The sequence below is a fragment of the Streptomyces sp. NPDC045955 genome (assembly GCF_056430805.1).
This window is the reverse complement of sequence record NZ_JBWKKY010000003.1, coordinates 51,683-63,856: the sequence shown is the minus strand read 5'-3', so window position 1 is coordinate 63,856 and position 12,174 is coordinate 51,683. Positions and strand designations below refer to the sequence as shown.

Here is a 12,174-nt window from a genome sequence, read left to right as displayed (position 1 = left end):
GCACAGCCGTCGCCCCACCCGCGCGGCGTCCCGCGCACGGCTACCCGCTACAGCGGGGGATACATCGCGACGTACGCCTCGATCGTCTCGGGTGGCGGGCCGTCCGCGACGACCCGGCCCCGGTCGAGCACGATCACCCGGTCGAACTCGGCCAGCAGCTCCAGGTCGTGGGAGATCACCACGACGTTCTGCTCCAACTCCCTGATGAGCTTGGTGATCCGGCGGCGGTTGCGCAGGTCGAGCAGCGTCGTCGGCTCGTCGAAGACGACGTACCGCGGCTGCACCGCCAACACCGCGGCGATGGCCAGCATCTGCTTCTGTCCGCCGCTCAGCAGGTGCGCGGGGTGGTCGCGGAACTCGTCGAGCCCGTACTGCTCCAGCGCCTCGTCCACCCGCCGGGCGATCTGCGCCCTGTCCAGGCCGTGGTGCTTCAGCCCGAACGCGAGGTCCTCGGCGACCGTGGGCATCACGATCTGCACGTCCGGGTCCTGGAAGACGAAACCGACCTGGCGGCGCACCTCCCGGCCTTTGCGGGCCGTGTCCAAGCCGTTCACCCGGACCTGGCCCTTGCCGGGCACCAGCAGGCCGTTGAGCAGCCGGGCGAAGGTGCTCTTGCCCGAGCCGTTCGACCCGACGACGCCGACGCGGCGGGTGTCGAGCGTGAGGGTGATGTCGTCCAGCACCCGCCGCTCGCCGAACCAGTGGCTGACCCCGCTGATCTCGATCATGCGCGCGCGTCGGCAGGACGGCCGGGCTCGATCAGCGGGTACGCGCGGCGCACCGCCACGGCGGCCAGCGAGGCGAGGACCACCTTGAGCGTGTCGCCCGGCAGGAAGACCGCCGAGACCACGAAAGCCTTGCCCAGCGGCATGCCGGAGACGACGGACATCCAGGGGATGCCGATGACGTACAGCACCAGGGCGGCTCCGGTGAAGTTGCACAGGATCGCGCGCCGGAGCGTGTACCGGTGCCACATCCGCTCGGTCAACAAGCCTGCGACGAAAGCGCCGAGGGGATAGGCGAGGATGAACCCGCCGGTCGGTCCGAGGATGACCCCGAGGCCGCCGCGCCCGCCGGCCAGGACGGGCAGCCCGACGGCCACCAGCACGACGAACAACAGCATCGACAGCCCGCCTCTGCGCGCACCGATGATGGAGCCCGCCAGTGCGATGCCGAGCGTCTGCGAGGTGATCGGAGCCGGCACGATCGGCACCTCGATCAGCGGGAACAGGCCGAGTACGACCATGATCGCGGCGAACAGCGCGATCTGGGCGATGTCCTTCGTACGCACCTCACTCCCCCTGAAACGGTGTGGACCGCGGACACTCGGCTCATCCTAGGCCGCACCTCCGTCACACGCCCCGCACTTCCACGAGATACGGCTCACACACGTCCGACGCCTCGGAGTATTCGTCGTACTCCCGAGGATTGATAGCGTTTTCCGGAAGGTGAGGGTGACATTATGGCGGCGATGCCGATGGACCATGTCGATCTGTTCGACCAGCGGTACGCGCTGGATCCGTTTCCGGTGATGGCAGCACTCCGCGAACGCGAACCCGTGAAGTACGACGAGCATACGGGCCTGTGGCTGGTGAGCCGTTACGACGACGTCCGGGCGATTCTGCTGGATCCGGAGAATTTCCTTCCGGACAACGCGATCGACGCCGTCAGCCGTTTCTCCGTGCGAACGCTGCGAACGCTGGCCAAGGTCAAATTCGATCTGCCGAAAACCCTCGCGAACAACGGCAGTGACAGCCACAGCGGCTACCGGCGCATCATGACCAGGCTGCTCAACGCCCACGCCGTGAACCGCGCCGTCCCGATGGTCGAGCAGGTCGTGGCCGAGTGCCTCGACGACCTCGAGGAGCGACTCGCGGCCGACGGCGTGTGCGACCTCGCCACCGGGCCGGCACGCAACGTGCCGTTCCGGGTGATGCTGCGGATCCTCGGCCTGGACGAGGCCGTCGACGTCGGCATCGACACCCTCGCCCGGTGGAGCGAGGCATCCCTGGAACTGTTCTGGGGCCGGCCGCAGGGCGACCGGGAGGTCGAACTCGCCCGGGAAGCCGCTGACTTCTACGCCTGGCTCATCGAACTGGTGCGGCAGCCGGACCCCGATCCCGGCACGCTGCTCGGCGCGCTCGCGGCGCACCGCCTGCCGGACGGGGGGCCACTGAGCCCGGCTCAGGCCGCCGCCGTCGTCTACTTCATGATCATCGCTGGGCAGATGACCACGACCCAGATGCTCAGCACCATGTTCCGACGGGCCCTCGAACAGGACGGCCTGTGGCGGCGGTTCGCCGAGGAGCCGGAGACCGTCGAGCCGTGGACCGAGGAGATGCTGCGGCGCGAGCCGCCCATCACCACCTGGCGGCGGATCACGGCCCGGCCCGTCACGGTGGCCGGTGCGGACCTGCCCGCGGGGGCGCCGCTCCTGCTGATGCTCGCCTCCACCGGCTCCGACCCCCGCGTCTTCGACGAGCCCGAGCGGATCTGCCCGCACCGGGGCAACGTGCGCCAGCACCTCTCCTTCGGCCTCGGCGTGCACCGCTGCTCCGGCGCGGAACTGGCCCGGATGGAGGCCGACGTGGTGATGCGCATGATCACCGCCCGGTTCCCGGACCTCCGGCTCGCCGACCCCGCCACGCCGCCGATGCTCGCGCTGTTGTCCTTCCGCGCCCCGCTCCGGGTCCCGGTCGTGCGCGGCTGAGCCGTCAGCCCTCGCGCCGGGCCGCACCGGACCGCCGGGTCGGCCGCTCATCGGCGGGCGCGTCCAGGCCGCGCGCCTCCAGCGCCTCGCCGAGTCCGTCGGCCAGGCGCAGGGTTCGTACCAGCAGCGGGGTGAGGAAGGCCGTACTGCGCTCCACGCCTCGCGCCCGCTGGGCGGCCCGCACCAGATCCGCCTGCTCCTTGATGACCGGTACGAAGCGGATCGTCATGGCCACCATCAGCCCGACCCGCTCCGGCCGCACCCCCAACGGCGCCAGCGGTTTGAGTACGTACTCGACGGCCGTGATCATGTCGGACGTGCGGGTGGTCAGGGTGACCAGGTTCGCCAGCGTCACCAGTACGACGATGCGTTCACCGATCAACAGCGCCTTCGTCCAGTCGCTCAGCAGTCCCTGAGCGAGCACCAGCAGCGCGGCGAACGGCAGGATCATCAGCAGTTGCCGTAGGGCGAGCCGTACGGGGATCTTGGCGAGCGCGTAGCACAGCGCCACCGCGGCCACCGCCCCGCCAAGCGCGAGTGGCGACCGTACGAAGAACATTCCGGTGCCGGTGGCGAACAGCCCCAGCAGCTTCAGGCCTGCCGGTGTCGAGTGCACCGGCGTGCGCGCGGGGTGGTAGAGGCCGATCACACCGCTCAGCGCTCCGTGTGGCGCTCGAACAGCGTCGCGACGCCGAGACCGCCGGCCGCGCCCAGGGTGGCCAGGCCGTACCGGGCCTCGGCGGCGACATAGTCGCAGGTGCCGGACATGTCGGAGAACAGCCGGGTCACAAGGACCGCGCCCGACGCACCCCACGGGTGGCCGAGGGCGATGGCGCCACCGCCCCGGTTGACCCTCTCCTCGGGGATGCCCAGCTCGTCCAGGCAGGCCAGGACCTGGCCGGCGAACGCCTCCGTGAACTCCACCAGCCCCACGTCGGGGAGGCCCAGCCCGGGGTTGCGCTTCAGCAGCCGCCGCACAGCGGGCACCGGGCCCCAGCCGAGGATCTTCGGGTCCACTCCCGTCACCGTGGCGTCGACGAACCGCAGCCCCGGCGACAACCCCAGCTCGCGCGACTTCCGCTCCGACACGACCGCGACCATGGCGGCGCCGTCGTTCACCGGGCACGCGTTGCCCGCGGTGACCGTGCCGTCCTCGGCGAACACCGGCCTGAGCCGGGCGAGTTTCTCGAGGCTGGTGTCCGGGCGCGGACACTCGTCCGCCGTCACCGTCACGGTGCCCGCCCTGCCGACGCGCACCTCGACCGGCACGAGCTCGGCGTCGTACCGTCCGGCCTCGGCCGCGGCGACGGCCTTGCGGTGGCTGCCCAGCGCGTACCGGTCCTGCCGTTCCCGGCCGATCCCGCCCAGCCGGGCCACGTTCTCCCCGGCCATCCCCATGTCCGGGTCGCCGAACTCGGCGGGCACGAAGTGCGGTCGCGCGGTGAAGCGGGGCATGCCGTGCAGGACGGGCGGGCGCTCCACCCGCCACGGCGCGGTACTGGCGCTCTCCGCGCCTCCGGCCAGCACCACGTCCGCGGCGCCCGCCGCGACCAGCCGGGCCGCCAGGTTGACCGCCTCCAGGCCACTGGCGCACTGCCGGTCCACGGTCATGCCCGGAACCTCGATCCCGAGGCCCGCGAACAGCGAGGCGTACCGGGCGGGGTTGCCGCCGCAGCCGCCCGCGTTGCCCACGATCACGTCGTCCACGTCGGCGCCGCTGACTCCCAGGTCGTCCAGGAGAGCCGCGAGCACCGGCCGCAGCAGCTCATGGATCGGTGTCGTGGCGAACGCCCCGCCGATCCTGCCGATCGGAGTGCGCCGCGCCGCCACGACGATGGGCCGCTGCCCGTTCACAGAACCTCCCGCATGCCGTGCCGACTCTCCAGGAGCATGCCGCGCACCCTCCGGTGGTCGATCTTTCCGCTCGATGTGTAGGGCAGATCTTCCGTCTCGAAGAGCCGGCGGGGGCACTTCTGCCGCGAGACATGGCGTGACGCCCGGTCCCGCAGCTCCGCCAGGCCGAGGCGTGCCCCGTCCCGCCAGCGCACCACGGCACACACCAGGTCGCCCCAGCGTTCGTCGGGCAGGCCCACGACCGCGACCTCCGCGATCTCCTCCAGCCGCAGCAGGGCGGCCGACACCTCCTCGGGGTACACGTTGATTCCCCCGCTGATCAGCATGCCCTTGTCCCGGCCCACGAGATGGAGATACCCCTGCTCGTCGACCCGGCCGATGTCGCCGACCGTGAACCAGCCGTCCTCGTCCGGGGCACCGGTGTGCTCGGCGGACAGATAGCCGGTGAACAGCATGTCGCTGCGGACGTGCAGCCGGCCGACCTCGTTCACGCCCAGTTCCTGCCCCGACGGCGATCGTACGGAGAGCTCGACGCCCGGCACGGGGCGGCCCACCGACTCCCACGGGCCGTCCTCGTGGCCGTGCAGCACGGAGACGAGGCTGAGTTCCGTCGCCCCGTAGAACTCCACCGGGTCAGCGTTCGGGAAGAGCTCAGGGACCCGTGACCGCCGTGCGGGCGACCACTTCGCGCCGACCGACAGCAACGTCCGCACGCCGGGGAACGACCGGCCTGGTTGCCGGCGGGCCTGCTCCAGCAGCGCCTCGAACATGGTCGGCACCAGATACAGGTGCTTCGCCCCGTACCGCTCGACGTGGTCCAACACGGCCTCCGCGTCGAACGACGGCGTCAGGCACACCGTCGCGCCCGCGTGCAGCCCGTGCACCGCGCCGAAGAGGAAGTGCGAGTGCGCGAGCGAGCCCGGGAGCAGGATCGTGTCGGCCTCACCGATGCCGAACCCGGAGTAGTGCTCGAACGTCCGCAGCCAGGACCGGTGCGCGCGCACGGCGCCCTTAGGGTGTCCGGTGCTTCCGGAGGTGAACCCCACGTAGAACGGAGCGCTGTCCGGCACCGCGTCGAACTCGTCCTCGGCCGCGGGGCGTTCGCTGCCCCCGTGCCGCCGCAGCCACCGCGCGAAGCCGGAGTCGGAGCCGGGATCGGCCACGTCCACCTCCGCGTCGGCGGGCAGCGGCGCCGCGGCGGACCGGTCGTGGAACAGCCGTGCCGGGGCGGTGCCCTCCAGGACGGCGGCCAGCTCCGCCTCGCTCCACTCGGGGTCGAGCACCATCACCGGGATGCCGGCGACGGCCGCACCGAGGAAGATCTCCAGGAACTCCCTGCGGTTGCCGAGCAACACGGCGATCCGTACCTCTGGCCCGGGGGCCGCGCCGAACTCGGCGCGCAGTGCCCGCGCGACGGCGAGCACACCGCGTCGCAGCGCTGCGTAACTCCATGACCGGCCCGGGCCGCCGTCGCCCGAGGGGAGGGCGAGAGCGACACGGTCCGGGGACTTCGTGGCGTGGGTGAGAAATCCACTGGCGATCGTCATTGCGTCATGCCCTCGTTCGGCGGTCGTCGGGTGGATGGCCACGGGTCGGGTCCCCTCACCAGGGGCTGTTCTTGGCCACCACCTCCACGGCCCGGTCGATCTCGGCCGCTGTGAGGTCGGCGCGGGCGGTCAGCCGGATACGGGAGTAGCGGTCGGGCACCGAAGGGGGCCGGAAGCACGCCACCCTGACCCCGTCGGCGAGGCAGTTCCCCGCCCACTCCACCGTCCGCGCCGGTGACGGGCCCCGCACCGAGACCACGGCGGCGTCGGGCCGGGTCACCGGCAGCCCGGCGGCCGAGAGGCGCTCGGCGATGGCCGCCGCCACCGCACGGGTCCGCGCGGGCCGGTCCGGTTCGGCGCGCAGTACCCGCAGGGCGCCCAGCGCCCCGGCCGCCGAGGCCGGGGCGAGCCCGGTGTCGAAGAGGAAACTGCGGGCCATGTTCATCACATGGTCGACCACGCGGCGGGTGCCGATCACCGCACCGCCCTGCGCGCCCAGCGACTTGGACAGGGTGAGGGTGGTGACGACGTCCGGGCTGTCGCCCAGTCCGGCGGCGGCCACGGCTCCCTCACCGCGTTCGCCGAGGACGCCGAAGCCGTGCGCGTCGTCCACGAGCATCCCCGCGCCGTGCTCGCGGCAGACGGCCGCCACCGCTGCGAGGTCCACCAGGTCGCCGTCGACCGAGAACACCGATTCGGTGACCGCCAGGGCCCGTTGCTGTTCCCGGCCGTCCAGTACGCGCGCCAGCGCCTGCCGATCGCCGTGGTCGGTGGTGACCACGGCGGCACCGGACAGCCGCTGCGCGTCGATCAGCGACGCGTGGTTGAACGCGTCGGAGGCGACGAGCGTGCCGGGGCGGGCCAGCGCGGTGACCACGCCCAGGTTGGCCAGGTACCCGCTGGAGAAGACCAGCGCGGCCTCAGCACCGCAGAACTCGGCCAGTTCCCGCTCCAGTTCGGCGTGCACCTCGGTGGTGCCGGTGGCCAGCCGCGACCCGGTCGAGCCGGCTCCCCAGACGTGGGCCGCGTCGGCCACGGCCCGGACGACCTCCGGATGCCGGGTCAGGCCGAGGTAGTCGTTGCCGCCGAAGTCGATCACGTCGGGGCGGGGGCCGCGGACATGGACCCGGCGGGTCAGTCCGGCCCGCTCCATGCGCCGTGCGGTGTCGTCGATCCAGGCGAACACGTCCTGTGGTCCGCCGCCTTGCCGCTGTGACTCCATCGCTGCATCCCGCCCGTCACGTGTGGGGACCGAAAACGAGGACACCGTTGTGGCCGCCGAAGCCGAACGACGACGTGATGGCCGGGCCGGGCTCCCACGAGCGGCCGTCGCCGGTCACGACGTCCACGTCCAGGTCCGGATCCCGCTCGGTGAGCCCGACGGTCGGCGGGATCACCCGGTGCCGCATCGACAGCAGCACCGCGACCGCCTCCAGCGCGCCGCCGGCGCCGAAGGCATGCCCGGTGGCGCCCTTGGTGGAGGTCACCGGAGGGCAGTCGGCGAACACCGCCCGGATGGCGTTGCTCTCCGCCTGGTCGTTGCGGACGGTGCCGGTGCCGTGCGCGTTGATCTGGCGTACGTCCTCGGGACGCAGCCCCGCGTCGGCGAGGGCGAGGCGGATGCAGCGGGCGGCCGGAGCACCGTCCGGGGCCGGCATGGTGATGTCGTGTGCGTCGGCGGTGCTGCCCGCTCCCAGCACCTCCCCGTGAATGGTGGCGTCGCGTGCCACCGCCGTGTCCCAGTCCTCCAGCGTCAGCACGGCCGCCCCCTCGGCGATGGCGAAGCCGTCGCGCGCGGCGTCGAAGGGCCGGGTTCGGCCCGACGGCGACAGGGCCCGCATGGTGGTGAACCCTGCCACGATCGTGGGCGTGATCGCCGCTTCCGTGCCGCCCGCCAGGACCACGTCGCAGGTGCCGTCGGCGATCATGCGTGCGGCGTGGGCAATGGCGTGTGTACCGGCGGCGCAGGCGGTCTCGACGCTCTCGCAGGGGCCGCGCAGCCCCCCGTGCATCGCCACGGTCGCCGCCGCCGCGTTGGCCATGATCATCGGCACCAGGTACGGGGAGACGCGCCGGGGGCCGCGCTCGTGGTGCGTCACGGCCTGTCGTTCGAAGGTGCCGACCCCGGCGAGGGCGGTGGCGATGACGACGCCGCAGCGGTCGGGGTCCGTCTCCGCCGCCTTCAGGGCCGCGTCGCGCCAGGCCATGTCGGCGGCCGCGACGGCGAACTGCGTGAACCGGTCGGTGCGGCGGACCTCGCGCGGATCCATCCAGGGCGACGGGTCCCAGTCGGTGAGTTCCCGGTGGCCCTCGGGCGGGTCGCCGAACAGGCCCTCCCAGAAGGCGTCCGTGCCGGTGCCGCAGGCGCTGACGACGCCGAGCCCGGTGACGGCGACCCGGCGGCGTCCCGGTGTGTGACGCCTCGTGACGCCGTCCGTGCGGCCGTCCGTCATGACGCCAGCGACAGGACGAGGCGGTGCAGGTCGTCGACGGTACGGATGTCCTCGACGGCGTCGTCCGGCATCGAGATGTCGAACTCCTCCTCCAGAGCCATGACCAGTTCGACCTGCATGAGACTGGTGGCTCCCAGATCGTCGGCAAGGCTCGCGTCCGGGGTCACGGACTCGCGCTTCACCTGAAGGACGTGTGCGGCGCAGGTCGTGAGCCGCTCCAGAACCTCGTCAGCCACGGTGGGCCAACCTCCCCCTGTTTTCCATGGATTGGTCCTTTCGCACTGTTGCACCTCCGGCCCCCGGCGTCACCGCCGACCGGTCCGGAAGTCGTCTAGGTCACACGCTGGTCACGGCACCTTCGTGCGGTGCCGGGTCTTCCGCGCCGCGCCGCCCCGCCATGACGCGGGGCACGACGACGCACGCCAGTGCCGCCAGCTCCAGGCACACACCCGCCCATGCCAGCGCGGCGGGCGAGAGCCGGTCGAGAACCGCGCCGCCGACCGCGCCGCCGAGGGCCACACCGACGTAGGACGCGAAGCTGTTCACCGAGATGGCCACGGCCGGCGCGCCGGGGGCGAGGTCCAGCACGCGGTGGATGGCGGTGGGCGGCTCGGCCCAGTAGCACACCCCCCAGACCACGGTGACGGTGAGGAAGGCCGCCACGACGGCGGTCGCCCCCGAGGTGAAGAAGCTCGCCGTGGCGGCCAGCAGCGTCATCGTCACCACGACACCCGACACGGAGGCGACGAAGGTGCGTTCGGCTCCGATCCGGTCGCTGAGCCGACCGCCGATCGCGGTGCCGACCGCGCCGGCCACGCCCCACACCAGCAGAACGAGGCTGACGCTCGCGTCGTCCAGGTGCGTGGCGGCACGCGTGAACGCGGCGAGGTAGGTGAAGACCGTGAAGCAGCCGGCCACGGCGAGCAGATTGGCCGTGACCGCGAGGAGCACGGGCGGCTGGGAGCCTATCCGCACCCGGTCACGGATGCCGACGACCGGTGGCTGGGGCACCGGCGGCATGATCAGACAGAGCCCGGCCAGCACCGGCAGGGCGAGCACGGCGACCAGCACGAGGGTGAACCGCCAACTGCCGAGCTGGCCCACCAGCGTGCCGCCGGGCACACCCAGCGCGGTGGCCACCGTGAGGCCGCCGACGATCAGCGACACGGCCCGGCCGCGGTGGGCTTCCCCCGCGAGCGCGGTGGCCGTCGCCGCCGCGGTGTTCATGTAGAGCGCGGCGCTGACGCCGGCCAGGATCCGCGCGGCCAGCAGCACGCCGTATGTGGGCGCGAGCGCGCCGAGCACGTTGGCGAGGAGGAACAGCAGCAGGGAGCCGCGCAGCATCACACGGCGGGACAGCCCGGCGGTCAGGGTCATCAGGACCGGCGCGCTGATCGCGTAACTCAGCGCGAAAGCCGTGACGAGCTGTCCGGCGACCGGCTCGGACACCTTCAGATCGCCCGCTATGACGGGAAGAATTCCGCTGATGACGAAACCGTCGGTGCCGACGGCGAAGGAACCGATCGCCAGAAGGGCCAGAATGACCTTATGCGGCACGGCACCCCCTGCGAAACCGGTCCGGGATCAGGTATGCCGGATCCCGGCCGACGAAATCACGTATGACGGGACGACGGATGACCCCCGCCCCCTTTCCATTCGTGCCGTCATTGTGGAACTGCTTTACCAGCGGGGTCGGGCGGTAAACGTATCAGCAGGCCGCCCCTCGTTGTCACGCTCCGGGAGTGGTCGGCGTCATCGCCGCCGTCCGGAAACCATCGTCGTTTCCTCCCATTGAAGAGCAGTGGAAGATTGTTTTCAGTCAACTTCTTCGTCGACTCGGCCTATTCACCGTCCGTGATGTGCGGGGACCGTTATATTCGGGCCACTGCCAGTCACTTCGCCGACGAAGTGCCGAGGAGGAATCGGATCCCGTGCCCGCACCCGTGCCGCCCCTGGAGCCCCAGCAGCTGCTCGCACTCGACCGGGCCCATGTGTGGCACCCGTACGCGCCCATGCCCGGCCGGACCGACCCCGTCGTCGTCGAGTCGGCGAAGGGCGTACGACTGCGGCTCGCCGTGCCGGTCGACGGGGTCGGCGAGCTCGTCGACGGGATGTCCTCGTGGTGGGCGGCCGTCCACGGCTACCGGCACCCGGTGCTGGACGCGGCCGTGCGTGACCAGCTGGACCGGATGAGCCATGTGATGTTCGGCGGCCTCACCCACGAGCCGGCGGTGCGGCTGGCCACGACCCTCGTCGAGATCACCCCCGAGCCGCTGCGGCACGTCTTCCTCTCCGACTCCGGATCGGTGTCCGTCGAGGTCGCGGTCAAGATGTGCCTGCAGTACTGGCGTTCGCTGGGCCGTCCCGAGAAGCGGCGCCTGCTGACCTGGCGCGGGGGCTACCACGGCGACACGTTCCAGACAATGGCCGTGTGCGACCCGGACGCCGGGATGCACAGCGCCTGGACCGGCCTGCTGCCGGAGCAGGCGTTCGCCGACCGGCCACCGGCCGGCTTCGACGCCGGCGTCGACGAGGACTACGCCCGCCACCTGACCGGGCTCGTCGAGCGGCACGCCCACGAGCTGGCCGCCGTCATCGTGGAGCCCGTGGTGCAGGGCACCGGCGGGATGCGCTTCCACGACCCCGGCTATCTGCGGGTACTGCGTGAGGCCGCCGACGCCCATGACGTCCTGCTCGTCTTCGACGAGGTGGCGACGGGTTTCGGACGGACCGGGGAGCTGTTCTCCGCCCTTCATGCCGGGGTCAGCCCCGATGTGATGTGCCTGGGCAAGTCCCTGACCGGCGGTTATCTGTCGATGGCCGCGACGCTGTGCACGTCCCGGGTCGCCGAGGGCATCTCCCGGGGCGAACTCCCGGTGCTCGCCCACGGTCCGACGTTCATGGCCAACCCGCTGGCCTCCGCGGTGGCCAACGCCTCGATCGGGCTGCTGCTGCGCGACGACTGGCGTCGTCAGGTCAAGCGGATCGAGGCCGGGCTGCGCACGGCCCTGGAGCCCGCCGCGGACCTTCCCGGCGTGGTCGACGTCCGCGTACTCGGCGCCATCGGCGTGGTGCAGCTCGACCACGACGTGGACGTGACCGCGGCAACCCGGGCGGCGGTGCGGCGCGGGGTGTGGCTGCGGCCCTACCGCGACATGATCTACACCATGCCTCCGTTCATCACGGAGGACACCGACCTGGAGACCATCGCGGCCGGCGTCCTGGCTGCCGCGGAGGCAGGCTGACGGGACGTCGGAGACTGACTGACGAACGTCGAAGACTGACTGACACGACGGCAAACCCGATAGCGGAATGGCTTATTCACATGCTTCCTCGGAAAATCACCCGCCCAGTGGCCGAGTTGCAGTGTCCTGAGTCACACAAGGGTGCGCTTTCGGTCCGCGCTGACTAGCATCGGCGGCATCGGGGGAAGGGTCCCGGAGCCGCCAATTCGATCACGACCCACCGGATGTGACGGCATCCCGGAACATTTCCGAGCGGGGACAGACTTACGGGGGCGGGAACAGGTCACTGCCATCTCGTGCGCATGGGCATGCCCTTGCGCACGTCGCCGGTCGCTTTCGCTGCACACTTTGTGGCGAAGTGGCGT

The 12,174-nt window shown here is 71.6% G+C and carries 11 protein-coding genes; 2 read left to right on the top strand and 9 right to left on the bottom strand.

Annotation, left to right across the window (positions count from 1 at the left end):
* Nucleotides 1-47 precede the first annotated feature (47 nt).
* Nucleotides 48-728: an energy-coupling factor ABC transporter ATP-binding protein gene (locus AC07F0_RS06705; protein WP_478975153.1), complete on the bottom strand. Its 681-nt coding sequence runs from the start codon at nt 726-728 to the stop codon at nt 48-50.
* The gene (locus AC07F0_RS06700) at nt 725-1,291 is read right to left on the bottom strand and encodes a biotin transporter BioY (RefSeq protein ID WP_478975150.1); all 567 of its coding nucleotides are present in this window, start codon (nt 1,289-1,291) and stop codon (nt 725-727) included. Before AC07F0_RS06700 ends, AC07F0_RS06705 begins: the two co-directional genes overlap by 4 nt.
* 180 nt (nt 1,292-1,471) lie before the next feature.
* Here AC07F0_RS06700 and AC07F0_RS06695 point away from each other — a divergent pair, with 180 nt between their 5' ends.
* Nucleotides 1,472-2,710, top strand: coding sequence for a cytochrome P450 (locus AC07F0_RS06695; protein WP_478975148.1), 1,239 nt, complete (start codon nt 1,472-1,474; stop codon nt 2,708-2,710).
* A 4-nt stretch (nt 2,711-2,714) separates the two neighbouring features.
* Here AC07F0_RS06695 and AC07F0_RS06690 read toward each other — a convergent pair whose 3' ends face one another.
* The 7 genes from AC07F0_RS06690 to AC07F0_RS06660 all read right to left on the bottom strand — a co-directional run bounded on the left by AC07F0_RS06690 (nt 2,715) and on the right by AC07F0_RS06660 (nt 10,121).
* Entirely contained in the window at nt 2,715-3,359 is a 645-nt protein-coding gene (locus tag AC07F0_RS06690; protein ID WP_478975145.1) for an energy-coupling factor transporter transmembrane component T family protein, read from the bottom strand.
* A 5-nt stretch (nt 3,360-3,364) separates the two neighbouring features.
* A complete protein-coding gene (locus AC07F0_RS06685) occupies nt 3,365-4,564 on the bottom strand; it encodes a thiolase family protein (protein ID WP_478975142.1) in 1,200 nt (399 codons plus the stop codon).
* Nucleotides 4,561-6,111: an AMP-binding protein gene (locus AC07F0_RS06680; RefSeq protein ID WP_478975139.1), complete on the bottom strand. Its 1,551-nt coding sequence runs from the start codon at nt 6,109-6,111 to the stop codon at nt 4,561-4,563. Before AC07F0_RS06680 ends, AC07F0_RS06685 begins: the two co-directional genes overlap by 4 nt.
* A gap of 55 nt (nt 6,112-6,166) precedes the next feature.
* Nucleotides 6,167-7,333, bottom strand: coding sequence for an 8-amino-7-oxononanoate synthase (locus tag AC07F0_RS06675; protein ID WP_478975136.1), 1,167 nt, complete (start codon nt 7,331-7,333; stop codon nt 6,167-6,169).
* Nucleotides 7,334-7,349: 16 nt separating this feature from the next.
* The gene (locus AC07F0_RS06670; RefSeq protein ID WP_478975133.1) at nt 7,350-8,564 is read right to left on the bottom strand and encodes a beta-ketoacyl-[acyl-carrier-protein] synthase family protein; all 1,215 of its coding nucleotides are present in this window, start codon (nt 8,562-8,564) and stop codon (nt 7,350-7,352) included.
* Nucleotides 8,561-8,800, bottom strand: coding sequence for an acyl carrier protein (locus AC07F0_RS06665; protein ID WP_478975130.1), 240 nt, complete (start codon nt 8,798-8,800; stop codon nt 8,561-8,563). The genes AC07F0_RS06670 and AC07F0_RS06665 overlap by 4 nt, the downstream gene beginning before the upstream one ends.
* Before the next feature lie 100 nt (nt 8,801-8,900).
* Nucleotides 8,901-10,121, bottom strand: a complete 1,221-nt coding sequence (locus tag AC07F0_RS06660; protein WP_478975127.1) for an MFS transporter — start codon at nt 10,119-10,121, stop codon at nt 8,901-8,903.
* Between the two features lie 374 nt (nt 10,122-10,495).
* Here AC07F0_RS06660 and AC07F0_RS06655 point away from each other — a divergent pair, with 374 nt between their 5' ends.
* On the top strand, nt 10,496-11,809 hold the full coding sequence (locus tag AC07F0_RS06655; RefSeq protein ID WP_478975124.1) for an adenosylmethionine--8-amino-7-oxononanoate transaminase: 1,314 nt from the start codon (nt 10,496-10,498) through the stop codon (nt 11,807-11,809).
* The last annotated feature ends 365 nt before the right edge of the window (nt 11,810-12,174 follow it).

Excerpts from the sequence above, each read along its gene's own strand:
- AC07F0_RS06670 (WP_478975133.1), bottom strand. The coding sequence starts at position 8,564 with ATGACGGACGGCCGCACGGACGGCGTCACGAGGCGTCACACACCGGGA.
- AC07F0_RS06705 (WP_478975153.1), bottom strand. The coding sequence starts at position 728 with ATGATCGAGATCAGCGGGGTCAGCCACTGGTTCGGCGAGCGGCGGGTG.
- AC07F0_RS06680 (WP_478975139.1), bottom strand. The coding sequence starts at position 6,111 with ATGACGATCGCCAGTGGATTTCTCACCCACGCCACGAAGTCCCCGGAC.
- AC07F0_RS06695 (WP_478975148.1), top strand. The coding sequence starts at position 1,472 with ATGCCGATGGACCATGTCGATCTGTTCGACCAGCGGTACGCGCTGGAT.
- AC07F0_RS06675 (WP_478975136.1), bottom strand. The coding sequence starts at position 7,333 with ATGGAGTCACAGCGGCAAGGCGGCGGACCACAGGACGTGTTCGCCTGG.